Origin of the sequence: Methyloceanibacter caenitepidi, assembly GCF_000828475.1 — a bacterium.
Taxonomy (GTDB): domain Bacteria; phylum Pseudomonadota; class Alphaproteobacteria; order Rhizobiales; family Methyloligellaceae; genus Methyloceanibacter; species Methyloceanibacter caenitepidi.
On sequence record NZ_AP014648.1, the window covers coordinates 759,300 to 785,011 of the forward strand.

Below are 25,712 nucleotides of genomic sequence, written 5' to 3' on the forward strand. Positions count from 1 at the left end.
ATGTCGAGCAACGTCGCCTATTCTCTGGAGTCAGCGCCGCAGTCCCACCAGGATTTGCCCGAAGAGCCGCGTGCGCGTCCGATTCCGCGAGTCAATATCCAAGCGTTCTGCGAGGACCAGGAAACCGCATCTGTCATCCAGAAGGCCTCGGAAGATCGGCGCCTATCCAAAGCGCACGTTACGGTGCGGATGGGTGGCGTCGAGGCAGCCGTCGCGTTCTACCGAGATGCGTCCACGCCCAATCTCATTATCATCGAGTCACTCTTGGACAGGAACGAGATGCTGGCCGATCTTGAGCGTCTCGCGGAGGTCTGCGACTCTGGTACCAAGGTCGTCGCGGTCGGCCATGTCAACGACGTCGTGCTCTATCGCGAACTCCTGCGCCGTGGCGTCAGTGAGTACGTTGTTGCGCCAACGGGCGTCGCGCAGATGATCGAGAGCATTGCCTCGATCTACGCGGATCCATCGACCGAGCCGGTCGGACAGTCGATTGCTTTCGTGGGCACGAAGGGCGGCGCGGGGTCCAGCACCGTTTGCCACAACACCGCATTCGCCATCGCTGGCGCTTTGGAAAGCGATGTGGTCATCGCCGATATGGACCTGCCTTTCGGTACGGCCGGGCTCGACTTCAACCAAGACCCGCTGCAAGGAATCGGCGATGCCTTGTCCGCGCCGGAACGCCTAGACGAGGTTCTTCTCGATCGTTTGCTCTCGCGGTGCTCGGAGCACTTGAGCCTCTTTGCCGCTCCCATCGCCCTCGACCGTCCCTATGACGTCGACCCGCACGCGTGCGAGTCCGTGCTCGATATTGTCCGTGAGAGCGTGCCGTGGGTCGCGATCGACGTCCCGCATATGTGGACGGCCTGGGCCAAGGACGTGGTTCTGAAGGCCGACCACGTGGTGTTGACCGCGATGCCCGATCTGGCGAGCCTGCGCAATACCAAGAACCTCGCCGACCAGCTCAAAGCCGCCCGTCCGAACGACCGTCCGCCAATGTTGGTGCTGAACCAGGTCGGCGTGCCCAAGCGTCCCGAGATTCCGGTCAAGGACTTCGGTCAAGCGATCGAACTCGAGCCGCGCGTCGTCATCGAGTTCGACGCTCAGCTTTTCGGTACGGCCGCGAACAACGGTCAGATGATCGAGGAAGTTTCCGACAAGGCGAAGGCGGCTGAGGCGTTCCGGAGCCTTGCGAACCTTCTGACGGACAGGGTCGAGCACAAGAGCGAAGGCTCGTCTCTACTTGCTCCGCTGCTCGAGCGGCTCAACCTCAAGAAAGCACGCAGCTAGTACGTCGCCATGTTTGGAAAGAGAAACAGTTCCGGACCACAGGTCAGTCCCAAGCCGGCGCCCCAGCAGGGGCCTAAACCGGCTCCCAATCTAGCTCCGAAGGCGCCTCCCGCCGACGTCAGCGAAGCGCCTGCGCCGCCTGCCGACCAAAGTGAGGCGCCGTCCCCTGCTTTGCCGGGTCAGACGCCGCCCACCCCGGCCGTACCTGCGCCACGCAAGGCGCCGGAGTCCAAGCGTTCCGAAGAGTATTACGACGTTAAGACGACGGTCTTCAACGCGCTGATCGATACGATCGACCTGACCCAGCTCGGGAAACTCGACGCCGAGGCTGCGCGTGAGGAGATCCGCGACATCGTCAGCGAGATCGTGGCGATCAAGAATGTCGTCATGTCCATCGCCGAGCAGGAAGAACTGCTCCAGGACATCTGCAACGACGTGCTCGGCTATGGCCCGCTTGAGCCCTTGCTTGTCCGTGACGACATTGCCGACATCATGGTCAACGGCGCGGAAACAACCTACATCGAAGTGAGCGGCAAGGTCGAAGCGGCATCGGTTCGCTTCGCCAGCAACGCACAGCTGATGAACATCTGTCAGCGAATTGTCAGCCAGGTCGGCCGGCGCGTCGATGAGTCGAGCCCGATCTGCGATGCGCGACTCCCGGACGGAAGCCGCGTGAACGTGATCGCGCCGCCGCTGGCGATCGATGGCCCTACCTTGACCATTCGTAAGTTCAAGAAGGATCGGCTGACGCTCGACCAACTGGCGCGGTTTGGTACGATCAGTCCCGAAGGCCGCACGCTTCTGTCGATCATCGGGAGGGTACGGTGCAACGTCATCATTTCCGGCGGCACGGGCTCCGGTAAGACGACTCTACTCAACTGCCTCACTGCGTATATCGATCAGGACGAGCGTGTCATCACCTGCGAGGACTCGGCGGAGCTTCAATTACAACAGCCGCACGTGGTCCGGCTCGAGACACGGCCGCCGAACCTGGAAGGCGAGGGCGAGGTCACGATGCGCGACCTCGTCAAGAACTGCCTTCGCATGCGTCCCGATCGCATCGTAGTCGGCGAGGTGCGCGGCGCGGAAGCGTTCGATTTGCTGCAGGCCATGAACACGGGTCATGACGGCTCCATGGGGACGTTGCACTCCAACAGCCCGCGCGAATGCCTGAGCCGTTTGGAGAGTATGATTCTCATGGGCGGGTTCAACCTTCCGGCCAGAACCATTCGCGAAATGATCACGTCATCGGTCGACATCATCGTGCAGGCCTCGCGGATGCGCGACGGTAGCCGCAAGATCACGCACATCACCGAGGTCGTCGGTCTGGAGGGCGACGTGGTGACGCTGCAGGACCTGTTTATCTACGACCACATGGGCGAGGACGCCAATGGCCGCATGGTCGGCCGGCACCGCTCGACGGGAATCGCGCGCCCGATGTTCTACGACAAGGCTGTTTATTTTGGCGAACATCAGCGCCTCACCGAGTGTTTGGCTTCGGCCGAGGTCAACGACGAGAACGGCCGCCCGCTGGGAGAGAAGTTTGCTACCGCCTGAGCTCATGCAGTTCGCCGCCATCGCGCTGGCCGCGCTCGCCGTCGGCGGCGTGGTCTATGTTTTGGTGATGCCGTATCTCAGCGGCGAACGGAATGTGGACAAGCGCTTCGAAGTCGCCGCCAAAGGACAGACGACGAAGCGTCAGCGCGCTGTCGTGCCGCAGCAGCTGCAAACCCGGCGCCGGCAGGTTCAGGACACGCTCAAGGACATTGAAGCCAAGCAGAAGAAGCAAAAGCGCCCTTCGCTGAGGGTGAGGCTCATGCAGGCTGGGCTCAATGTGAAGCCGCGGATGTACTACATCTTCTGTATCGTCATGGCGCTTCTCGGCGGCCTGGCCTTTCTTCTGTCCGGACTTTCGCCGATCGTGTCGCTGCTTGGCATGGTGGTTTGCGGGATTGGCTTGCCGCGCTGGCTTTTGTCCCGCCGTATCCGCTCTCGGCAGGCAAAGTTCCTGACCGAGTTCGCAAACGCGATCGACATCATCGTGCGTGGCATCCGGTCCGGTCTTCCGCTGACGGACTGTATGGAAGTTATCGCGACAGAATCGCCCGAGCCCGTTCGCAGCGAGTTCCTGGAGCTCGTGGAGCAGCAACGAATCGGCATCCCGCTGCCGCGGGCGTTCGAGCGTCTGTACGAGCGCGTACCGCTCCAAGAGGTCAGCTTCTTCTCGATCGTCATCGCCATCCAGTCGCAGACCGGCGGCAATCTTGCCGAGGCGCTCTCCAATCTGTCGGGCGTGCTGCGGGACCGCTACAAGATGCAGGCCAAGGTCAAGGCGCTCAGCGCAGAAGCCAAGGCTTCGGCCATAATCATTGGGGCCCTGCCGCCTCTCGTGATGGCGGCTGTGTTCTTTATCTCGCCAGACTATATCTCCCTGCTTTGGACTCGGAAGGCGGGGCAGTTCATGCTGATTGCAGCGGGCGTGTGGATGCTGATCGGCATACTGGTCATGCGCAAGATGATCAATTTCGAGTTCTGACGAACGGGCAAGCCATGTCGACCCTTATCGATTTCGTGACCGATCCGAAGGCCATGGTGGTGCTCCTCACCGCGATTGCTGCCTTCGCCACGGTTGCCTCGCTGATCATGCCTTACTTCGCCGGCGACCGATTTGGCGCGCGCATGAAGTATGTCTCAAGCGAGCGTGACAAGCTCCGGGCCGAGCGCGTGGCGGCGATGGCCGACGAGAACCGTCAGGCGCGTCTGCGCAGGGAGCCGAAGAGCTTCATGAAGCAGGTCGTGGAGAGCTTCAATCTCAGCAAGGCGCTGGAGACGGACTCGACCCGGAACCGGTTGAAGATGGCGGGCTTCCGTGGCCAAGCGCCGGTCGTTGCGTTCCTGTTTTTCCGGGCCGCCTTGCCGTTCGCCGGCTTCGCCGTCGCGTTTGTCTATCTGTTCTTTGTGAACGACTTCGACCTGCCAACGATAGCGCGGCTGGGAATCTCGATCGGCGGCGCCTATCTCGGGTTCTATTTCCCGGACATCTTTATCAGCAATCTCATTCAGCGCCGGCAGAAGTCGATCACGAGCGTCTTTCCCGACTCGCTGGATCTGTTGCTGATCTGCGTCCAAGCGGGCATGTCGGTGGAGGCGGCAATGAACAAGGTGGCCGGCGAGATCGGCCCACGCTCCATCGAGCTGGCCGAAGAATTCAGCCTCACTACGGCTGAGCTATCCTATCTGCCGGAGCGGCGTCTCGCCTATGAGAACCTTGGCAAGCGGACGGGACTTGCTGCCGTGAAGGCCGTTGGGACGAGCCTCATTCAGGCGGAACGATACGGAACGGCCGTGAGCGAGGCCTTGCGCGTGCTGGCGCAAGAGAGCCGGGACATGCGCATGTCCCTTGCCGAGAAGAAGGCCGCAGCTTTGCCGCCGATGCTCACCGTGCCGATGATCGTATTCTTCCTGCCGGTGCTGTTCGTCGTCATTCTCGGTCCGGCCGGCATCCAGATCATGGACAACTTCCGTTAGTTCATCGCAATTGCTGAGTCTGGGTGTTCTGTCTTCCGGGGCAGGCGATCCGCGAGGACGTCACAAGCGCGGTCACAAGAAAGGCGCTCCGAAGAGCGCCTCCCTCGTTCCCTCAAAGATCGTGCTGGATCCCGCTGCGCAGTGCCCGGTGCTCTACCGCGACGACGATTTGGAGAACGTCGAGGTGCCGGGGCTTGAGGCCTGCGCGACCTTCGGCGGCGCGGAGATGACTTCCTCGACCGGCTTGACCATCTGAACCGTCGGAAGCGGGCGCGCTTGCTGGTGGCTCGCCGCCGCGACGGCGGGCGCTGCGGTCTTGGAGGGCGCGGTCGAACCGAAGGGCGACCAACCCTGGTCTGACTGAGCCGGAGCTTCCGGCTCGGCGGCGGCGACCGTGGTGGGCTTGGAGAGCATGTTCTTCAAATACGCAACGCTCCGCTTGGCCTGGGTCTCGCCGACATCGACGGCGGCGACGTCCTTGGCCTCGTTGTACTTGCCTTGGACGCCGAGAACGAGCGCGAGATTCTGGCGCAAGCGTTTGTCGCTGTGACCCTCCTTCTCGGCCTTGCGAAGGAGGGCTTCGGCCTGCTTGGCCTTGCCGTCCAACGCATAAGACAGAGCTAAGTTGTTGATCACGGACGTGGAGTCGGGCTTCTGCCGCAGGGCCGCCTGATAGTATTGCTGAGCCTTCGCGTGGTCGCCGCTCTTGGCGGCGAGCGTGCCCTGAGCCGAAAGCGTCTTCCAGTCCTTGACGCCTTTCTCCTCGGCGGTCTGGAGCGCCTTGGTGGCGACGCTGACCTGGCCGGTCTCGAGCGCGACCTTGCCGATCTCGGCGGCGAGCTCCGGATTGTTCGGATTGGCCGCGTAGGCGGTCTGCAGCACTTCGAACGCGCGCTTCTTATTGCCCAATGCCCGCAGGGCTGCGGAATAGCCGAGCGCATTGCGCGCGTTGGTGGGGTCCTTGTTGTAGGCGTCGTTCCACTTGGTCGTGGCCTCGAACGCCTCGGCGGCGGTCATCTGTACTTCGGGCGGCTTCTTCTTGAAGAGGCCGAGCCCGCCATTGGCGAGTCCGCCGCCCAAACCCCCGCCGGAATGGCCGCAACCTCCAAGGAGCACCGCGGCGGCGGATGTCGCCAGCAGCGCTATCAGCATCGAATGTCGCGGAGAATGGTTGCGGACCATAAGTGTGACTGTCCCCAGCGGGCGAGGGTCGGTGCGCCCGGCGTTTCTGGCATGCTTTGTTGAGTGTCATGATGTGGGACAGATGTATAAAAAGTCTTAACCATAAGACGGCGCACGCACCGCCATGGCTCACGTCCCGGCGCCGCGGCCGCCGCCGGTCCGCGCGCGATTGCACGGCACTCGAGGAGAAGTCGGGCTAGACCAGCTCGCGCTCGCGCATTTCGACCTCCGCTCCCGCAAGCCAATCGGCCATGTCGGGCATCGCGTAGATGGCGTCTACATAGTCCGCGGCCGTACCGTCGTCGCCGAAATCGGCGAGAGGCACGCCATAGGTGCGGAAGCGAGTCGCGACCGGAGCATACATGGCGTCGGCATTGGTGAAGCCGCCAAACAGCAGCGGTCCGCTCTGACCGAAGCGCGCTCGTGTGTCCATCCAGATTGCCACGACCCGGCGGATATTGTTCTCCAAGGTCTCGCTCAGCTCCGGCATCGGAAACCGCGAAATGAGATCCATGGGCATGTCGTTGCGCAAGGCCTGAAAGCCCGCGTGCATCTCGGCCGAGACGCAGCGTGCGGCGGCGCGCGCGGCGGGATCCGCCGGCCACAGCCCGACTTGCGGGTATTGCTCGGCGAGATATTCGACGATCGCGAGACTGTCGTAGATCACGCCGAGCTCGGTCTTGAGAGCGGGAACCTTGCCTGAAGGCGAGCGCTTGAAGATCTCTGCCTTGCTCTCGGGCATCCTCAGGCGGATGCGGTCCTCGGCGAACGGAACCCCGCAAGCCTTAAGCGATAACCAGGGGCGCAGGCTCCACGACGAGTAGTTCTTGTCGCCAATTACCAACGTGTAGCCCGTACCGGTCATCGTTCCGCCTTCCGTCGTTGTCATGTTTCCGCTCCCCTGCCATTAATGCGCGGCCCCTTCAAGACTCATCCGGGATTTTTCATGCAAACACACGTGACCTCGCTCGATCCTTTGCGCCAAACGCTCGAAGACTTGGTTCTGGAGCCGGGCTCGCCCTCCATCCCCATCGAACTCGTGGCGTCGGGTGAGGATGTGTCGCGGCTTGGCACCCGCGCGGCGCGCTGGGTCGAAGCGCGGGGGTGGAAGCCCAGCCAAGGGTCGGTGCTTCTGGTTCCCAGCGGGGATGGCGCGATCGAAATGGTTCTTTTGGGTACGGGCGGATCGGATTGGGTCGCGGAAGCTCCTATGCTCACGGGTGCGCTTCCTGGCGTGCTGCCGGCGGGCGACTATCGCTTTGCCGGGGAACTGCCCAACCCCGATCTGGCGGCGCTCGGTTTTCTGAAGGGCTGCTACCGATTTACCCGCTACAAGTCCGGCGGCAGCGGCGACGCGAAGCGCCTCGTACTGCCCGAGAGGGCGGATCGCCCACATGTCTTGGCGTTGGCGGAGGCCGTTTATCTCGGGCGCGACCTCATCAATACACCGGCCAACGATCTGGGGCCTGGCGAGCTCGAGGCCGTGGCGCGCGACGTCGCCAAGACGTTCGGGGCAACCATCAAGGTCACCGAAGGCTCGAACCTGCTGGCCGACAACTTCCCCATGATCCATGCGGTCGGCCGTGCGAGCGACCGGGCTCCGCGCCTGATCGACCTTCATTGGGGATCGGAAAGCGCGCCGAAGGTCACCATTGTCGGCAAAGGCATCTGCTTCGATACGGGCGGACTCAACCTCAAGCCGGGCAACGCCATGAACCTGATGAAGAAGGACATGGGCGGCGCCGCTGCGGCGCTGGCGTTCGCGGTGATGGTGATGCGCACCAAGCTGCCGGTCCGCCTGCGCGTCATCATCCCGGCTGCGGACAACTCGGTTGCAGGCAACGCCTTCCGCCCCGGCGACATCCTGCCCAGCCGCAACGGCATGACGGTCGAGATCGGCAACACCGACGCGGAAGGGCGGCTGGTGCTGGCCGACGCGATCAGCCTGGCCGACGAAGAGGCGCCCGATTATCTCGTGACCTTCGCGACGCTGACGGGCGCGGCGCGCGTGGCGCTGGGGCCCGATCTTCCACCGTTCTATGCAACCGACGAGGCGTTCGCCGAGGGCATGATCCAGGCGGCGTCCGCGGTCGGCGATCCCATCTGGCGTATGCCGTTCTGGGCACCCTACGACAACATGCTCAAGAGCAGCATCGCCGACGTCAACCACATCTCCGACGGTCCATTCGCCGGCTCGGTGACGGCGGCGCTCTTCCTCAAGCGTTTCGTGAAGGACGCCAAGTGCTACGCACATCTCGACATCTACGGCTGGGTCCCGAGCGCGCAGCCGGGGCGTCCGCGTGGCGGCGAGCCTCATGCGGCACGCGCGTTGTATGAGTACTTTCGCGGAGAACTGAACGCGTGACCAAGCTCGATCCACGCCGGCTTGCTTTCCGCAGCGATCTCGCGGCCGAGAGTTTGCGTGGTGTGGTCGACGCGCGTCGCTACGTGCAAGGAGAGCGCCGCCAGGTCGCTGCCGGCACCTTGCCGTTGCGCCGTGAGCCGCGTGACGATGCCAATCTCGACACCGAGGCGCTGCATGGCGAGACCCTTGTCGTGTTCCACGAGGCCGACGGCTGGTCCTGGGTCCAACTCGATCACGACGGCTATGTGGGCTACGTGCCGAGCGCGGGGCTAGGCCGCGTGGGCGCACCGGCGACCCATCGGATTGCCGCCCTTCGCACTTACGTCTTTCCGGAGCCAGACGCCAAGGTGCCCCCGCAAGGGATGCTCAGCCTGAACGCACGCGTGAGTGTGAGCGAGGAGGGCGGGCGTTATGTCCCCCTCGACACCGGCGGCTACGTCTATGCCAGCCATATCGTGCGTGTCGGCGAGCATGCGCCGGATTTCGTCACGGTCGCCGAAGGATTTCTCGGCGCGCCTTATCTGTGGGGCGGGCGTACCAGCGTCGGACTGGATTGCTCCGGGCTTGTGCAATTGGCAGCCGCGGCCGCAGGGCATGCGTTGCCGCGCGATGCGGACATGCAAGAGGCCGAGGCCGGCGAGCCGCTCGACATTGCGGGGGGTGTCGACCTCCAGCGCGGCGATCTCGTTTTCTGGGAAGGCCATGTGGGCATCATGACCAGCGCCGACGAGTTCTTGCACGCCAACGCCTATCACATGGCAGTGGAGCGCGAGCCGTTCGAAGAGGCTCGGCAGCGCATCAAGGACGCAGGCTTCGAGGTCACGAGCGCGCGGCGCCTCGTTGCCAAGCCCTAACCCGAAGCTTTAAGTGGAGACTGCGTCAGCGGGTGTCGTCTCGAGCTCGAAGGCCGCGGCCAACAGCGCCTTCGTATAATCCGTCTGCGGATTGGCGAACACCTCCTGCGACGGGCCTTGCTCCACGACCTTGCCGTGCCGCAGCACGATGATCGAGTTGGCCAGCGCGCGGACGACCTTCAGATCGTGGCTGATGAAAAGATAGGCCAGCCTGTGTTTCTTTTGGAGGTCCCGCAGCAGGTCGACGATCTGCGCCTGCACGGAGACGTCGAGCGCCGACGTCGGCTCGTCAAGGATCAAGAATTTCGGTTCGAGCACGAGCGCGCGGGCAATGGCGATGCGCTGACGCTGGCCGCCTGAGAACTCGTGCGGATAACGGTCACGAACCTTCGGATCGAGCCCCACCTCTGTGAGTGCCCGCGCCACCCGCGCATCGCGATCCTCGCGCGATATGTCCGGATTCTGGATCAGCAGACCTTCCTCGATGATCTGCCCGATGGACATGCGCGGACTCAAGGACCCGTAGGGGTCCTGGAACACGATCTGCAGATCCTTGCGCAAGGGCCGCATCTGTTTCGAGTTGTAGCCGTCGATGCGCTGGCCGAGATAGACGATCGGGCCGTTGCTGGAGATGAGACGCAGGATTGCCTGGCCGAGCGTGGTCTTGCCGGAGCCGGACTCTCCGACCACACCGAGGGTCTGGCCTTCCCTGACATCCACATCGACGCCGTCCACCGCTTTGACATGGCCGACCGTCTTGCGCAGGAACCCGCGCTTGATCGGAAACCACACCTTCAGATCGTCGGTCTTGAGAATCGTCTTCGCGTTGGCGTCGGCCGGGGGTGGGGAGCCTTTCGGCTCCGAGGCGATGAGATGCTTCGTGTAGTCGTCCTGCGGGTTCTCGAAGATGTCTTTGGTCAAACCATGTTCGACAATCTTGCCGCGATGCATGACGCAAACATGGTCGGCCATCTTGCGCACGATTCCGAGGTCGTGCGTGATGAGCAGCATCGCCATGTTGAACTCGGCCTTGAGGTCCAACAGGAGTTCGAGGATTTGCGCCTGGATGGTCACGTCGAGCGCCGTCGTAGGCTCATCGGCGATCAGGAGATCGGGCTCGTTGGCCAGCGCCATAGCGATCATCACGCGTTGGCGTTGACCGCCCGACAGCTGGTGCGGATACGAACCGAGCCGCTCCTCCGGATTCTGTATGCCGACCTTGGTGAGAAGATCGAGAATGCGCGAGCGCGCCTTCGCCCCCGTGATCCCCATATGGATACGCAGGACCTCGGCGATTTGCTGATCGATCGTGTGAAGCGGATTGAGCGAGGTCATCGGCTCCTGGAAGATCATAGAGATCTGATTGCCGCGCACATGGCGCAGGCCTTCAGGCGGCAGCGCCAGGAGATTCTCGCCTTTGAAGTGGATCGCCCCGCGCGGATGCGAGGCCGCTGGGTAGGGGAGAAGCTGCAGGATCGACAAGGCCGAGACGGTCTTGCCGGACCCGGACTCGCCGACGAGCGCGAGCGTCTCGCCGTGGTCAATCTCGAACGAGACATCCTTGACCGCGTGTGTGACCTTGTCGCCCGCGTGGAAATTTACGCATAGATTGTCGACGGTCAGAAGCTTGGGCTTGTCGGTCATGGGAAAGCTCGATGAGGTTCATCCGTCGCGTCGGCGCACGCGGTGCACTCGACTTCAACCGTCGCGTGATCCAGATTGAATTTTTCCTTCAGCCGCGCTTTGACGCCCTTCACGACCGTGTCGATCTGCGCCGCGTCGCCGATGACCGCGTGCAGGGTCGCCATGCGGCGCGACTGGGTGATGGACCACACATGCACGTGGTGGACCTCATCCACCCCGGGTACGTTGTCCACGAGGTCCGGCGCGATGTCGCGCGTATCGAGTTCCTGCGGTGCGCCCTCGAGCATAATATGCGCCGACTCCGTCACAACGAACCAGCCGCTCCGCAGGATGATCACCGCGACAAGGATCGACAGCAGCGGGTCGATCGGCGTCCAGCCGGTCAGCATGATGACCGCGCCCGCGATCAACGCAGCCACCGAGCCGAGCAGGTCGCCCAGCACATGCAGGGCCGCGCCGCGCACATTGAGGTTCTCGCGGTCGGCGCCGCGCAGAAGAACGAAAGATATGATGTTGACGAGCAGGCCGGCGACGCCGATGACGACCATGATGCCGCCTGCTACATGAGCCTCGCCAGCGATCAGCCGGCTGATGGCCTCGTAGACGATCCAGCCGGCGATCACGAATAGAGCGAGGCCGTTGGTGAAGGCAACCAACACCTGAAAGCGGTCGAAGCCATACGTGCGCTTCCAGTCGGCAGGGCGCCGCGCCAGCCGGAACGCGAACCACGCAAGTCCGAGCGCCGCGAAATCGGTCAACATGTGCCCGGCATCGGCGATCAGCGCCAAGGAGTTGGCGACGATGCCACCGGCGAGCTCGACGATCATGAAGCCGCCTGTCAGAAGGGCGGCGATTCCCATGCGGGTTTCGTTCTTTGCAGTCACCGTGTGGCTATGGTCGTGCGAACCGTGCATTGAGCTCCCTCAGGTCAGCGTCTTGCGCGGATCGAGCGCGTCGCGCACCGCCTCGCCTACAAAAATCAGAAGGCTGAGCATGATCGCGATGACGAAGAAGGCCGTCAGCCCGAGCCACGGCGCCTGGAGATTGTCCTTGCCTTGCGCCAGCAGCTCGCCCAGCGACGGCGATCCCGGCGGCAAGCCAAATCCGAGGAAGTCCAGCGACGTGAGCGTGGTGATGGAGCCGTTCAGGATGAAGGGCATGAAGGTCAGTGTGGCGACCATGGCGTTGGGCAAGAGATGCTTGAAGATGATCTTCCCGTTGGGCAGCCCCAGCGCCCGCGCGGCCGTGACGTACTCGAAATTGCGCGCGCGCAGGAACTCGGCCCTGACCACGCCCACGAGGGCGACCCATGAAAAGGCCAGCAGGATGCCGAGCAGGATCCAGAAATTCGGTTCGATGACCGCCGCAACGATGATCAGCAGATACAATTGCGGCACGCTGGTCCAGATCTCGATGAAGCGTTGAAACAGAAGGTCGGTCCAGCCGCCGAAATAGCCTTGGATTGCGCCGGCCGCGACACCGATGATTGTCGAGAAGATCGTCAGCACCAGTCCGAACAGCACGGAGATGCGGAAGCCGTAGATGATCCGCGCGACCACATCGCGCCCCTGATCGTCGGTGCCGAGCCAGTTCCACTCCAGACTGGAATCGCACGGGTGAAATCCCTTCTCGACGGCGAGCTCGCAATCCTTGTCGTTGAGCAGCCACGTCGGCTTCACCGGAAAGGCCATGGGTGGGTTCTTGTTCTGCGTGTTGTAGGAGAAGCGGATCGGCGGCCATAGCAACCAGCCGCCATTCTCGGTGATCAACTCTTGTACGACGGGATCGCGATAGTCGGCTTCCGTCTCGAAGATGCCGCCGAAATCCGTCTCGGGATAGGCCTGGAAGATGGGCCAATAATACCGGCCCTCATATTCTACCAGGATCGGCTTGTCGTTGGCGATGAACTCGGCGAACAGGCTGATCACGAAGAGGGTCAGGAAGATCCACAAGGACCAGTAGCCGCGCCGGTTGGCCTTGAAGGTTTGCCAGCGGCGCTTGTTGAGTGCGGAGACCCAAGCCCGCGGCTGCGGAATGCCTTCGGCCGCGACTTCCTCGGTGACGCTGACGTCTGTTGGTGCGTCCATCAGACCTCCCGCGTCTCGAAGTCGATGCGCGGATCGACCCAGGTATAGGTGAGGTCGGACAGAAGATTTATGAGCAGTCCGAGCAGCGAGAAGATGTACACGGTCGCGAACACGACCGGGTAGTCGCGGTTGACGATGGACTCGAAGCCGAGCAGGCCGAGCCCGTCCAGCGTGAAGATCGTTTCGATCAGAAGTGAGCCGGCGAAGAACGCGCCGATAAAGGCGCCCGGAAAGCCGGCGATAACGATCAGCATGGCGTTGCGGAAGACGTGACCGTAAAGCACCTGCCGCTCGGTCAGTCCTTTGGCCCGTGCCGTGATGACATATTGCTTGCTGATCTCTTCCAAAAACGAGTTCTTGGTGAGGAAGGTCGTCGTGGCGAAAGCCGACAGCGCCATGGCGGTCAGCGGCAGCACCAGGTGCCAGAAATAGTCGGCGATTTTCGCGTACCAGGGCAAGGACCAGAAGTCCTCCGAGACGAGCCCCCGCAAGGGAAAGATCTGCAGGAAGGAACCGCCCGCGAACAGCACGATCAGGAACACCGCCACCAGGAAGCCCGGAATGGCATAGCCGATGACGATCACGCTCGATGTCCAGATGTCGAACCGGGTGCCGTCTTTGACGGCCTTGCGGATTCCGAGCGGAATGGAGATCGCATAGGAGATGAGCGTCATCCAAAGTCCGAGGGAAATCGAGACCGGCATGCGCTCCGCGATGAGCTCCAGCACGCTCGTGTCGCGGAAATAACTCTCGCCGAAGTCGAAGCGCAGATAGCTCCAGATCATCTTGCCGAAACGCTCATGGGCCGGCTTGTCGAAACCGAACTGCTTCTCGAGGCTGGCGATGAACTCGGGGTCGAGACCTTGCGCGCCGCGGTATTTCGACGAGGCGCCGCTCACGTCGCCGCCCGGCATGCCCTGTTGACCGCCGCTACCGGCGAAGTCGCTCCCGCCGCCGCTGAACTTAGCCGTCGCGCCGGCGTCCGTGCCGGTCAGTTGCGCGATCAGGCGCTCGACGGGGCCGCCCGGCGCAAACTGCACGATGACAAAAGTCACCAGCATGATGCCGAGCATCGTTGGAATGATCAGTAAGAGTCGGCGAAGGATATAGGCGGCCAATTGTGTCGGGCTTCCCGTCGCTGCGCTGCCGGTTGCAAACGAGTGCCGCCGCTCAGGCCAGAAGGACCGGAGGATCGGCATTTGCAGCCTTTGCTTACTGGATTCTGGAGGCGAACGGAACCCGACAGAAGGCCCAGAATTATTGCAAGTTGGTAAGGCGCGGCGCTAAACGCCAGAAGGGCGGCCTGCCGGGCCGAAGAGCCACGGTTACGCCCGGCCCCTTGGGCCCAGCCGTCAGGCCCGGCACTTGGGCTCGAAAACCGGGTAGCGAAACGGCCGACCGCTGTGGGAGCTACACCGTTCGGGGCCCCCACCGACCGGCGTCAATCCAGCGCCGGTCTTTCGCCAGATCGAGCGCTTTGAGCGGCTGGCCTGAGCGCGCTACTGCTCACCGGCCGTCTGCTTCTCCGCGCCCTCGAACCACCAGGTGTCGAGGATGCCCCGATCGAATTTCGGTTTCGTCTCGGGTTGGCCGAACTTGTCCCAATACGCGATCGTGTGAGAGGCCTTATTCCAGTGCGGCACCCAGTAATGGCCTGCGCGCAACACACGGTCGAGCGCGCGGGCTGCCGTGTGCATGTCCTCGCGGTTCTCCGCGCTGATGATCTCTTCGATGAGCGCGTCCACTGCAGGGTCTTTGATGCCGGCGAGATTCAGCGAGCCAACCAAGTCGGCGGATCCTGAGCCGAAATAGCTGCGCAGCTCCACGCCTGGCGTATTGCGCATCACATAGCGTTGGGTGGTGATGTCGAAATCGAAATCTTTGAGGCGCTGCTGATACTGCGCCGGGTCGACGCGGCGGATCCGGGCGTCGATCCCGAGAAGCGAGAGGTTCTTCACGTAGGGCGCGACGATGCGCTCGAAGGTGGGCTCGAAGGTGAGGAACTCGACCGTCAGCGGCTCACCCTTCTCGTTCACACGCTTCTTGTCCTTGATGCGCCAGCCGGCCTCGTCGAGAAGCTTGCTCGCCCGCTGCAAGGACGCCCGGTCGCGGCCTGAGCCGTCGCTCACCGGCGGCAAAGGCACGGGTCCCAGCACATCCGGATCGACATCGACGCCGAGCCCCTCGATCAATGCACGTTCCGCGGCCGACGGTTCGCCTTCCGCCTTCATCGGGGAGTTCTCGAAATAGCTCTGCGTGCGGTTGTAGAGGTTGAAGAACATGTTGCGGTTGGTCCACTCGAAGTCGAAGGCGAGCCCCAAAGCTTCGCGGACCCTCTTGTCTTTGAACTTGTCGCGGCGTGTATTGATGAAGAACCCTTGCGTTCCCGATGGCGTCATGTCGGGCAATGTGTCCTTCTTCACGCGCCCGTCGCGGATGGCGGGAAAGTCGTATTCGGTCGCCCAGACCTTGGACGTGAACTCCTCGCGCAGGTCGTAGGTGCCAGCCTTGAACGCTTCCATGCCGGCCGTACGGTCGCGAAAATACTCGAAGCGGATCGTGTCGAAGTTCCAGCGGCCGTTGTTGACTGGGAGGTCCTTGGCCCAATAGTCGGGATTGCGCCGATAGGTGATGGTTCGGCCCTGCTTGAGGTCATCGACGAGATACGGGCCGGACCCCAGCGGTGGGTCCAGCGTCGTCTGGTCGAATGGCCTGTCCTTGTAATAGGCCGCGGAAAACACGGGCAGCTCCGCGACCGTCAGCGGCAGATCGCGAACGAGGTCTCCTTTGAAGGTGTAGCGCACGGTGGCGGGGGCGAGCGCCTCGGCTTTCTCCACGTCGCGCAGCATCTGCGCGTAAAGCGGGTGTCCCTTTTCCTTCAGGATGTCGAACGAGAACACGACGTCGTCGGCAGTCACAGGCGTGCCATCGGAGAAGCGGGCTTCGGGGCGGAGATAGAAGGTGACGGACTTGCCGTCGTCCGCGACGTCCGCGCTTTCGGCGATCAGTCCGTAGACCGCGTCTGGCTCGTCCATCGCCCGTACCATCAGGCTGTCGAACAAAAGCTCGAGCCCCTGAGCGGCATCGCCCTTGAGAATGTAGCTATTGAGGCTGTTGAACGTTGTGACACCGCCCCAGCCGATCAAGGAAAACGCGCCGCCCTTCGGCGCATCCGGATTGACATAGGCAAAGGCTTGAAAGTCTTCAGGCTGGGCAAGGTCGCCAAAGGCGGAGAGCCCATGGCTGCGCTCGGCGCTCACGGGCGGCGCCAGGAGAAGCGTGCAAAACAGGCCTGCCGCAAGAGCGGCTGTGGCGCGTGTCATTGTCATCGGGCAAAACATCGTCATCGACCGGACTCCCGCCCCGCTGGGATCAATTCGAGATTTGAGCGTCGGCCGCGGCGTTGTCTCTGTCGTCCCACCAAACCTGGAAGAACCCTGGCGTCAGTCCCGGCAGTTTGTCAGGCCGCCCGTAATGGCTTCGATAGGCTATACGCTGGTAGGGCGAGAACCATTGCGGCACCACGAAATCGTGCCACAGCAAGACGCGGTCGAGCGCATGCGTCGCGGCGACGAGTTCCTCGCGGTCCTTGGCGAAGATGATGTAGTCGATCAACTTGTCGATCGCCGGGTCCTTGATGCCGATGAGGTTCATGCTGCCGTCTCGGTCTGCGGCTTCGCTGCCCCAATAGTCGCGTTGCTCGTTGCCGGGCGACTCGGACTGACCGAAATTCCCGACAATCACGTCGTAGTCGAAATTGTTGAGCCGGCGCGTGTATTGCGCAGAGTCCACGAGACGGATTGAGCCCTTGATGCCGAGCCGGTTGAGGTTGCGCAGGTAGGGCTGAATGATGCGCTCGAACAGCGGCGAGACGATCAGGAACTCTATGTTCATCTGTTCGCCGGTCTTCGTGTTCGTGAGAGCTCCGTCCTTCACCTGCCAGCCCGCTTCGCGCAGCAGCATCACGGCCTTGCGCAAATTCTTGCGCATCTCGGTCTGATCGGTGTTGGTCGGGTTCTCATGCACGGTCGTGAAGACTTCCTCGGGGACCTCGTCGCGAACCGTCTCGAGGATTTCGAGTTCGCGTCCCTCGGGCAACGCCTTCGGTGCCGCTAACTCCGAATTTTGGAAGTAGCTGTCGACGCGCTCATACTGGCCGAAGAACAGGTTCTTGTTCGTCCACTCGAAGTCGAATGCCAGGTTCAGCGCTTGGCGCACGCGCCGGTCCTGGAATTTGGAACGGCGCTGGTTCAGCACGAAAGCCTGCATGGGCATGCCGCGCTCGAGCCGAACCTCTTCCCGCTTGATTTCGCCGTTCTCGACAGCGGGAAAGTCATAGGCCATGGCCCAGTTCTTCGAGCTCGACTCGTTCCAATAGTCCAGATTGCCGGCTTTAAAGCTTTCGAACGCGACGGTGATGTCCCGATAGGAATCGAAGCGCATTTCGTCGAAATTCCACATGCCTTTGTTCACGGGCAGATCCTTGCCCCAATAATCCTCGACGCGCTCGTAGCTGATCGAGCGGCCGGGGCTGACCGACTTGACCCGGTAGGGGCCCGAGCCGAGCGGCGGCTCCATCGTGGTCTTCATGGGGTCGCGCTTCTCTCCGTTGTCGTCCGTGCCGGTCCAAAAGTGTTTCGGCAGGATGGTGAGCTGCCCCATGATCATCGGCAGTTCGCGGTTGCCTTTACTGTCGAAGTAGAAGGTCACCTCGTTGTCGCCTGTCTTCTCCGCGTGGCTGACGTTCTTGTAGTAGAGGCCCATCCGCGGATTGGCCTCCTTGTTCACCTTGAGACTGTAGATCACATCCTCGGGCGTGATCGGCTCACCGTCGTGCCAGCGTGCCTCGTCGCGAAGTTTGAAGGTCACGGACGAATAGTCGTCCGGATAGGACGCCCATTCGGCGATCAGTCCGTACGACGTCGACGGCTCGTCGATACTGTCGACAAAAAGGCTCTCGTTGACGAAGCCGATGCCGGGGGCCTGCTCGCCGCGATACAGAACGGGGTTGAGGCTGTCGAACCCGCCGATCGAGGGCAGGCGCACAAGACCGCCTTTCGGGGCATCGGGGTTCACGAAGTCGAAATGGGTGAAGTCCGCGGGGTACTTGGGCTCTCCCACCAAAGACAGCGCATGATGCTTCGTCTGAGAAGACGCCTCCGAGGGGGCCGGCTTGGCCTCTTGGGCAACGGGCGCTTCGCCAACGGACTTTTGGGCAGAGCCATCCTGGGCAGCGGCCGGTCCGAGCAAGAGTGCGGTGAGCGCTGCGGCGAAAGTCAGTCTTGAAAACATCATGGGGAAATAAGCACCGTTCCGTGACTACGGGGACTGTCGCGGCGAGGCGGCCTGCGGCTGCCGGGCTGGTGGCCACGAAGCTTAAGCCTTGCCTAGAACCTTGCTATGGGGCCGCAAAAACCCCGGTGGGCAAAAAAGTTAGCATGCCGGGGTGCGGGGCCAAATGAATTATCGGTCATGTCGCGGCCCCTAGAGTTGCGGCGAGCCGCCGGCAGGACTTCGATGGAGCACGCCCAAAGAAAAAGGGCCCCGGAAGCGGGGCCCTTGATCGGATTGTTCTGTCTGAGACCGGTAAGGCCTAGATCCCGTCCGGCTTGCCGTCCGGATAGACCGGCTGCGGCTGCGACGATGCGCTGCCGCTGTCATCCGAAGCGCTGCCGCTGTCATCGGACATGCTCGGCTCGTCGGCCTGTGTCGTTGTCGACGACGGGTCGGAGGGAACGACAGGCTGCGGTTGGTTCGGAGAGGGCGCCTCGCCCTTGTGCGGCAGGGACGGAGCATCCTCCGAGACCATTGGCGAATTGACGATAGTTTCGTCCCCGCTCGCCGAATCCTCGGCCGCGGCGGGAGCATCGGCCTCCGCTTCCGAAGACTCTGCCGCAGCAGGTTCTTCCGCAGCGGGCTCTTCGGCAGCGGGCTCCTCCGCAGGCATGGCCTCTTCCTCAGCAGGAGCCGCCTCTTCAGCCGGCGCGGCCTCTTCTTCCTTGGCGGGCGCGGCTTCGTCGCTGGACTCTTCCGCAGCCGGTTCCTCAGCCGGCATGGCCTCGTCTTCGGCAGGCTTTGCCTCTTCCTCCGCAGGAGCGGCTTCGTCCTTGGACTCTTCCGCAGCGGGTTCCTCGGCAGGAGCTGCCTCTTCAGCCGGCGCAGCCTCTTCCTCCGCAGGCGCCGCTGCGGCATCTCCAGCAGGAAGCTCCGGCGGATTTTCCGTCTGGCTGCGCAGGAACGCAATCACATCGGCACGGGTCTTCGCATCGGGAATGCCGGGGAAGGCCATCGTTGTGCCGGGTGCGAAGGCCGCCGGGTTCGCAAGCCACTCGTCGAGGCGCTCATAGGTCCAATCCCCACCTTTTTTCTTAAGTGCGGCGGAGTAGGCATAGCCCTCGTGATGTCCGACCTGCGCGCCAACAACGTTGTGCAGGTTCGGTCCGATCCCGTTGGCCCCGCCGGCGTCGAAGGTGTGGCAGACCTTGCAGAGCGCAGCAGACTGCTCGCCCTTGGCTGGGTCGGCCTCCGCGAGAAGCGACAGGATTTCAGGCGCCGCCTTGTCGGGGCTTTCCTCTTTCGCGGACTCTTCCGCGGCGGGCGCGGCCGTGGGCTCGGGGATCGGCAGCGGGTCGTCGCTGTTCTGGTTCAGATAGGCGATGACGTCGGCACGCTTCTGGAGGTCCTTGATGCCGGGGAAGGCCATGCTCGTGCCGGGCGCGAACTCCGCCGGGTTCTCGAGCCAATGGTCAAGGTTCTCGAAGGTCCATTCACCGCCGTGATCCTTGAGGGCCGCCGTGTAGCTGAAGCCCTCATGCGCGGCGATCTTGTGCCCAACCACACCGTAAATGCCGGGGCCGATCATGTTCGGCCCGCCCTTCTCGAAGCTGTGGCAAACTTTACAAAGTCCGACGGCTTGCTCGCCCTTGGCGGGATCGGCCTTGTTCAGGGCTGCGATGAAAGCCGCGCCCTTGTCTTCTTCGCCGCCCTTCTTCTCGCCACCGTGAACAGCCTCTTCCTCAGCGCCGGCCACCTCGTAGCCCGGGGTCTCCGGCAGGTGTTCTTCGTAGAGAATGTCGATGAGTGTCCGTGTGCCAAAGAACAGAAGCAGTGCCAACAGCACCGCCATAGCGACTTTGTTCAAGTAGTAGTATTTCATGTTGGATATCCCCCCGGCAGGAAACAAAGGCTACTTCAGAATAGCTCTTGCGACGCTGGCTGACACTATAAGGGGCCGACGGCGGTTGCAACTGAGAGAATCAGCACAGCTGGCAAGGTCAGCCCATTTGGCATTTGAACGCTAACAAACGGGAAAAAATGACAAAATCAATCGTCGTCATTCCTGCAAGGCGCGCCGCAACACGACTGCCGGACAAGCCGTTGGCCGCGATCGCAGGCGAGCCCATGATCGTTCACGTCTGGCGCCGCGCGATCGAAGCGGAATGCGGCCCCGTGCTGGTGGCGACTGATTCTCAGGAGGTCCAGGATGCCGTTGCGCGCGCAGGTGGAGAAGCGGTTCTCACACGCGCGGACCATGCAAGCGGCTCCGACAGGATCTTCGAGGCACTTCAGGCCGCCGACCCGGAGCGGGAATTCGACGTGGTGGTCAACCTGCAAGGGGATCTGCCGACGCTCGATTCCGCCCTAATCGGGAAATGCGTCGAGGCTCTCGAGGAGGGCGAGGCGGATATCGGTACAATCGCGGCGGAGATCGTCCGCGAGGAGGAACGCACCAATCCCAACGTGGTGAAGGTAGTGGGATCGCCCCTGTCGCGCGGCGGCATTCTCAATGCCCTGTATTTCACACGCGCCACCGCCCCGCACGGCGACGGGCCGCTCTACCATCATATCGGGCTTTACGCTTATCGCCGCGCTGCGCTGGAACAGTTCGTGGGTTTGCCCCCGTCGCCGCTCGAAATGCGCGAGAAACTCGAGCAGCTCAGGGCGCTCGAGTCCGGCATGCGCATCCATGTCGGTCTCGTTGACACGGTTCCGCTCGGTGTCGATACTCCGGCCGACCTTGCGCGGGCACGCGAAATTCTTGAAACCGCGTAAGAATTTCCGATCCCCGCCCGCCCAACCGACGATGAAGCCCAAGACTGCGATGGCCACGAAGCGCGCAAATAGAATCGCCTTCCAAGGGGAGCCGGGTGCGAACTCGCACCTCGCGGCCAACGACGCTTATCCGGACATGGAGGCGGTGCCGTGCGCGACCTTTGAGGATGCGCTGGCCGCCGTCAAAACCGGCGCCGCGAAGCTCGCCATGATCCCCATCGAGAATTCGGTGGCGGGGCGCGTGGCCGACATCCATCATCTGCTGCCCGATTCGGGGCTATACATCATCGGCGAGCATTTCGAGCGCATCCGGCATCAATTGCTCACGCTGCCCGGCGCCAAGCTGTCGGATCTCAAATCGGTCCACAGCCACATCATGGCGCTCGGCCAGTGCCGCAAGGTCATCGCCGAATTGAGGCTCAAGCCGGTGACCGAGGCCGACACGGCGGGGGCCGCCCGTCATGTGAGCGAGGCCGCCGATCCGACCCAGGCGGCGATCGCCTCCAAGCTCGCCGCAGAGATCTACGGGCTGCGCGTCGCCAAGAAAGATGTCGAGGACGCGGCCCACAACACGACGCGGTTCGTGATTCTGTCGGCCAAGCCCGTGAAGACGAAAGCCGACGACGGCCCGGTCCTCACGACCTTCGTGTTCCGCGTGCGCAACGTGCCCGCGGCGCTCTACAAGGCGCTCGGCGGTTTCGCCACCAACGGCGTGAACATGACCAAGCTGGAATCCTACCAGCTCGAAGGATCGTTCAACGCGACCATGTTCTACGCGGACATCGAAGGTCATCCCGACGAACGCCCGGTGCAACTCGCCATGGAGGAGCTCGACTTCTACACGAGCGAGATCACGCTGCTCGGCACTTATCCGGCAAGCCCGTTTAGAAGCACGCTGAAGGCGTAGACGAGCGAGTCTCGATCCTCGACAGCTTGGTGCCACAAAACGGCGTTAGAGACCGACCCCCGATGATTCGAACGGTCTTTTAGTCTCGGTGCGCCGGGTCAGCAGGAGGAGATGTCACGTGAACAAAAAATCTCAATCAAAGGTGTGGAATCCGGTTTTGGGAGTGGCGCTGGCTGGCTTGGCGGTAGCCGGTTCGGTCACCGTCAGTGATGCATGCACGCGCATTCTCTATGAGACTGGGAGCAAGGACTTCATCGTCGGCCGCAGTATGGATTGGGCTGACAACACGCAGACGAATCTTTGGGCGTTTCCAAAGGGGATGGAGCGCAACGGCGGCGTGGGCGAAGGCTCGTTCACGTGGACATCGAAATACGGTTCGGTCATCGCCACGATCTATGACGTCGCCACGGTCGATGGGATGAACGAAGCCGGCCTCGTCGGCAACGTCTTGTACTTGGCCGAGTCCGACTACGGTCCGGCCGACGCTGGCAAACCGAAAATGTCCGTCGGCGGCTGGCTGCAATACGTCCTCGACAGCTTCGCGACCGTGTCGGAAGCCGTCGACGCGTTGAAGGCCGATCCCTTCACTGTCGTGGCGCCCAACCTTCCGAACGGCAAGGCCGCGACGGGCCATGTGGCCTTGTCCGACCCCTCGGGTGATTCCGCTATCTTTGAGTATCTCGACGGCAAGCTCGTCATTCATCAGGGGCCGCAAACGACCGTGATGACGAATTCGCCGCCCTACGATCAACAGCTGGCCATCAACACCTATTGGACGGGCATCGGCGGCAGTACGTTCCTGCCCGGCACGAATCGCGCAGCGGACCGGTTCGTGCGCGCGAGCTACTTCTTGAGCGCCTCGCCGAAATTCGAGGACAAGCGCACGGCGCTCGCCAGCGTTGCCTCGATGGTCCGGGCTGTCAGCGTTCCTGTCGGCGTCAAGGATCCGAGCAAACCGAATATCGCGACAACCCAGTGGCGGACCTACGCCGACCAGGGCATCAAGCGCTACTATTACGACTCGGTGTTCAATCCCGGTCTTTTCTGGGTGGATCTCGACAAACTCGACCTGTCCGAAGGCGCCGCGACAAAGAAGCTCGATCTGACCAGCTTCCCGATTCTGGCAGGCGAGGTCTCCGGCAGTTTCCAGGACGCAAAGCCTTTCAAGTTTCTCGCGCCTTGATCTGGAAGCGCGGGCTGCGCCCGTCGTCCAAACCCCAAGGGAATCAGGCCATCGCGAAGATTAGTGGCGCTCACGGTTGCCACGAGGCCCGGCTTCCCCGATATAGTGCACCAGGGAGGTTGGCGGCAGGCGCGTGCCTCGCCAACCGGGTCAGGTCCGGAAGGAAGCAGCCCTAACGAGCGTTTCGCGGGTTGATTGTCCAGCCTCCCACCTTTCCCGTGCGTCGCGTAAACTTCGCGGGTGCGATCGTCTTGCGCCCGAAAGGTTCATGAACCGGCCCCGATTGAAGCCATGGCGTGAGCGCTCCTTTTTCGATGTCCGAAGACAAGGCCCAAAACCCGACCCAAGACCCGACCAAGGATGCGGCGCCCAGCCATGCGGCGCTGGCGCGCAAATACCGGCCCAAAATCTTCGCGGAGCTGATCGGCCAAGAGCCCGTGGTGCGCACCCTGCGCAATGCCTTTGCGTCGGGCCGCATCGCCCAGGCCTATATGCTCACGGGCGTGCGCGGCGTCGGCAAGACGACCACGGCACGACTCGTGGCGCGGGCCCTCAACTATGAGGGGCCGAAAGGCGAGGGCGCCACGATCGATATCGAAGAGGAAGGCGTTCATTGCCGCGCCATCCTGGAGGGCCGCCACCTCGATGTGATCGAAATGGATGCGGCCTCCCATACCGGTATCGACGACATCCGCGATCTGATCGACAGCGCGCACTACAAGCCCAATTCGGCGCGATACAAAGTCTATATCGTCGACGAGGTGCACATGCTGTCCAAGCAGGCCTTCAACGGCCTGTTGAAGACGCTCGAAGAGCCGCCCGAGCACGTGAAGTTCATCTTCGCCACCACGGAAATCCGTAAAGTACCGGTCACGGTATTGTCGCGCTGCCAGCGTTTCGATCTGAAGCGCATCGGCGTGGAGACCCTGTCCGCCCACCTTGCGCGTATCGCCAAGGAAGAAGGCTCCCAGGCGGACCCGGCCGCGCTCGCGCTGATCGCGCGGGCAGGAGAGGGGTCGGTGCGCGATGCGCTCTCCATCCTCGACCGGGCCATTGCGTTCGGCTCCGGCCGGATCGGGCCGGACACAATTCGGGAGCTTCTGGGGTTGGCGGACCGGGGGCGCATCTTCGATCTGCTCGAGACGGTCCTGAAGGGCGATGCGGGCGGGGCACTCAAAGCCTTGGAACAGCTCAACCGCGATGGCGCCGAGCCCGGCCAGGTCATCACCGATCTTGCCGATGCCGTCCACGCGGTCACGGTAGCGAAGGCGGCGGGTCCGCAAGGGATTGATCCGGCCGCCGGCGAGGTGGAACGTGGGCGTATCGAAGACCTTGCCAAGCGGCTTTCCATGCCGGTGCTCGCACGCGCCTGGCAGATGCTGCTGAAGGGTCACGACGAAGTCCGCAGCAGCCCGCGGCCGCTCGCGGCGGCCGACATGGTGCTGGTGCGGCTCGCCTATGTGGTCGATTTGCCGCCGCCCGGCGATGCCGCCCGTCAGACCACGCCGGAGACGGGTGCGCCGAAAGCATCAGCCCCCGCTGATGCGCCTACCTCTGATACCACGTCGGCCAACGCGCCTGTCGCCGCCGGAAAGGCGCCTGTCAGCACACGAGAGGTGCGCGATGAACCGGCGGTGTTTGAGTCGGAAAATCCGGCGCCGCCCGACTTCGAAGAAGAGCCTGATTCAGAGCCAGTGCCGGCGTCGCCCATGCCGCAGAGTTTCGCCGACGTGGTGGCCTTGGCCGAGACGAAGCGCGACCTGAAACTGAAGAACGCGCTGCTGGAGCAGGTGCGTCTGGTCCGGTTCAAGCGGGGCAATATCGCCCTCAATCCGCTGCCGCTCGCGGCGCCGGATCTGTTGCAGGAGCTGATGCGCAAGCTCAAGGCGTGGACCGGTCAGGTCTGGATCGTGTCCACGAGCGAGCAGGAGGGCGAGGAGCCGCTGGGGGTTCAGCGCCGGGCGGCGGAAGCCCGCGAGATCGAGGCGCTTCATGCCCATCCCGCCGTTCAGGAAGTTTTTCGGCACTTTCCCGGCGCAAAGATCAAAGAGGTCCGCAACGCGGCGCAAGAGCCCGCTGAAGCAGACGAGCCCCCGGACGACATTGAGGACGATGTCTTCAACAGGGGCGGGACGAGTTAGGGCGGAAGCGCCGAAACTAAGATGACCCCTCAACGCGACAGATAAGGACCGCGATGAAGAACTTCATGGACATGATGAAGCAGGCACAGCAGCTCCAGGGCAAGATGCAGGACATGCAGGCCGAGATGGAGGCCATGACCTGCGAAGGCCGCGCCGGCGCCGGTATGGTGACTGTCACGCTCAACGGTAAAGGCGAGATGAAGGGTGTCGCCATTGACCCGTCGATGCTGAAGCCCGAGGAGGTGGAAATCCTCGAAGACCTGATCATCACCGCCCATGCGGATGCAAAGCTGAAAGTCGAGGAGGCCATGAAGGAAAAGATGGCCTCGCTGACAGGCGGATTGCCGATTCCCCCGGGCTTCAAACTCTTCTAGCCCTCGCCTTTATACAAAAAGACTGCGGCGACGCGTGCCGGCGGCACGATTTGTCGCATTGCTGCGTCGCAACGTCACCATGTTGCATCGCACTGCCTCGTGTATGAT

Annotated in this window: 20 protein-coding genes and 1 other RNA gene; 12 read left to right on the forward strand and 9 right to left on the reverse strand. The window is 62.7% G+C overall.

Annotated features, from left to right (window positions below):
- From GL4_RS03580 to GL4_RS03595, 4 genes are read left to right on the forward strand one after another with little or no spacing between them, the layout of a single operon-like run.
- Positions 1-1,287 carry a CpaE/TadZ family protein gene (locus tag GL4_RS03580; protein WP_045364644.1) on the forward strand — a complete coding sequence of 429 codons (1,287 nt, stop codon included), beginning with the start codon at positions 1-3 and terminating at the stop codon, positions 1,285-1,287.
- A gap of 9 nt (positions 1,288-1,296) precedes the next feature.
- Positions 1,297-2,844: a TadA family conjugal transfer-associated ATPase gene (locus GL4_RS03585; protein WP_045364647.1), complete on the forward strand. Its 1,548-nt coding sequence runs from the start codon at positions 1,297-1,299 to the stop codon at positions 2,842-2,844.
- Positions 2,831-3,823 carry a type II secretion system F family protein gene (locus GL4_RS03590; protein ID WP_342016317.1) on the forward strand — a complete coding sequence of 331 codons (993 nt, stop codon included), beginning with the start codon at positions 2,831-2,833 and terminating at the stop codon, positions 3,821-3,823. The genes GL4_RS03585 and GL4_RS03590 overlap by 14 nt, the downstream gene beginning before the upstream one ends.
- Before the next feature lie 14 nt (positions 3,824-3,837).
- Positions 3,838-4,815 carry a type II secretion system F family protein gene (locus tag GL4_RS03595; RefSeq protein ID WP_045364652.1) on the forward strand — a complete coding sequence of 326 codons (978 nt, stop codon included), beginning with the start codon at positions 3,838-3,840 and terminating at the stop codon, positions 4,813-4,815.
- Positions 4,816-4,968: 153 nt separating this feature from the next.
- Here the strand turns inward: GL4_RS03595 and GL4_RS03600 are convergent, their stop codons facing one another.
- Together GL4_RS03600 and GL4_RS03605 are read right to left on the reverse strand one after the other, a co-directional pair.
- Complete coding sequence (locus GL4_RS03600) at positions 4,969-5,967, reverse strand: tetratricopeptide repeat protein (protein ID WP_052464091.1); 999 nt, start codon at positions 5,965-5,967, stop codon at positions 4,969-4,971.
- 226 nt (positions 5,968-6,193) lie between these two features.
- Positions 6,194-6,886: a glutathione S-transferase family protein gene (locus GL4_RS03605; protein ID WP_244462670.1), complete on the reverse strand. Its 693-nt coding sequence runs from the start codon at positions 6,884-6,886 to the stop codon at positions 6,194-6,196.
- A 57-nt stretch (positions 6,887-6,943) separates the two neighbouring features.
- On the opposite strand from GL4_RS03605, the gene GL4_RS03610 reads away from it, so the two are divergent.
- Together GL4_RS03610 and GL4_RS03615 are read left to right on the forward strand one after the other, a co-directional pair.
- Entirely contained in the window at positions 6,944-8,362 is a 1,419-nt protein-coding gene (locus GL4_RS03610) for a leucyl aminopeptidase family protein (RefSeq protein WP_045369354.1), read from the forward strand.
- On the forward strand, positions 8,359-9,216 hold the full coding sequence (locus tag GL4_RS03615) for a C40 family peptidase (protein WP_045364655.1): 858 nt from the start codon (positions 8,359-8,361) through the stop codon (positions 9,214-9,216). Before GL4_RS03610 ends, GL4_RS03615 begins: the two co-directional genes overlap by 4 nt.
- Positions 9,217-9,225: 9 nt before the next feature.
- On the opposite strand, the gene GL4_RS03620 is transcribed toward GL4_RS03615, so the two are convergent.
- The 7 genes from GL4_RS03620 to GL4_RS03650 form a co-directional block, all read right to left on the reverse strand.
- Positions 9,226-10,860 carry an ABC transporter ATP-binding protein gene (locus GL4_RS03620; RefSeq protein WP_045364658.1) on the reverse strand — a complete coding sequence of 545 codons (1,635 nt, stop codon included), beginning with the start codon at positions 10,858-10,860 and terminating at the stop codon, positions 9,226-9,228.
- Entirely contained in the window at positions 10,857-11,774 is a 918-nt protein-coding gene (locus GL4_RS03625; protein ID WP_045364661.1) for a cation diffusion facilitator family transporter, read from the reverse strand. The genes GL4_RS03620 and GL4_RS03625 overlap by 4 nt, the downstream gene beginning before the upstream one ends.
- Positions 11,775-11,783: 9 nt before the next feature.
- Positions 11,784-12,947, reverse strand: a complete 1,164-nt coding sequence (locus tag GL4_RS03630) for an ABC transporter permease (RefSeq protein ID WP_045364664.1) — start codon at positions 12,945-12,947, stop codon at positions 11,784-11,786.
- Positions 12,947-14,065 (reverse strand): microcin C ABC transporter permease YejB, encoded by a 1,119-nt coding sequence (locus GL4_RS03635; RefSeq protein WP_045364667.1) that lies wholly within the window; start codon positions 14,063-14,065, stop codon positions 12,947-12,949. The genes GL4_RS03630 and GL4_RS03635 overlap by 1 nt, the downstream gene beginning before the upstream one ends.
- A gap of 381 nt (positions 14,066-14,446) precedes the next feature.
- Positions 14,447-16,276 (reverse strand): extracellular solute-binding protein, encoded by a 1,830-nt coding sequence (locus tag GL4_RS03640; protein ID WP_425283189.1) that lies wholly within the window; start codon positions 16,274-16,276, stop codon positions 14,447-14,449.
- Positions 16,277-16,319: 43 nt separating this feature from the next.
- Complete coding sequence (locus GL4_RS03645) at positions 16,320-18,242, reverse strand: extracellular solute-binding protein (RefSeq protein WP_244462672.1); 1,923 nt, start codon at positions 18,240-18,242, stop codon at positions 16,320-16,322.
- Positions 18,243-18,540: 298 nt separating this feature from the next.
- A complete protein-coding gene (locus GL4_RS03650; protein ID WP_052464092.1) occupies positions 18,541-20,103 on the reverse strand; it encodes a c-type cytochrome in 1,563 nt (520 codons plus the stop codon).
- Between the two features lie 158 nt (positions 20,104-20,261).
- Here GL4_RS03650 and GL4_RS03655 point away from each other — a divergent pair, with 158 nt between their 5' ends.
- The 6 genes from GL4_RS03655 (at position 20,262) to GL4_RS03675 (ending at position 25,604) form a co-directional block, all read left to right on the forward strand.
- A complete protein-coding gene (locus GL4_RS03655; protein ID WP_045364670.1) occupies positions 20,262-20,999 on the forward strand; it encodes a 3-deoxy-manno-octulosonate cytidylyltransferase in 738 nt (245 codons plus the stop codon).
- A 31-nt stretch (positions 21,000-21,030) separates the two neighbouring features.
- The gene (locus GL4_RS03660) at positions 21,031-21,906 is read left to right on the forward strand and encodes a prephenate dehydratase (protein ID WP_082025445.1); all 876 of its coding nucleotides are present in this window, start codon (positions 21,031-21,033) and stop codon (positions 21,904-21,906) included.
- A gap of 118 nt (positions 21,907-22,024) precedes the next feature.
- Complete coding sequence (locus GL4_RS03665) at positions 22,025-23,089, forward strand: linear amide C-N hydrolase (RefSeq protein ID WP_244462673.1); 1,065 nt, start codon at positions 22,025-22,027, stop codon at positions 23,087-23,089.
- Between the two features lie 112 nt (positions 23,090-23,201).
- Positions 23,202-23,302: signal recognition particle sRNA small type (ffs, locus tag GL4_RS17085), an RNA gene on the forward strand.
- Positions 23,303-23,385: 83 nt separating this feature from the next.
- On the forward strand, positions 23,386-25,230 hold the full coding sequence (locus GL4_RS03670) for a DNA polymerase III subunit gamma/tau (protein ID WP_045364674.1): 1,845 nt from the start codon (positions 23,386-23,388) through the stop codon (positions 25,228-25,230).
- 53 nt (positions 25,231-25,283) lie between these two features.
- Positions 25,284-25,604: a YbaB/EbfC family nucleoid-associated protein gene (locus tag GL4_RS03675; RefSeq protein WP_045364676.1), complete on the forward strand. Its 321-nt coding sequence runs from the start codon at positions 25,284-25,286 to the stop codon at positions 25,602-25,604.
- The last annotated feature ends 108 nt before the right edge of the window (positions 25,605-25,712 follow it).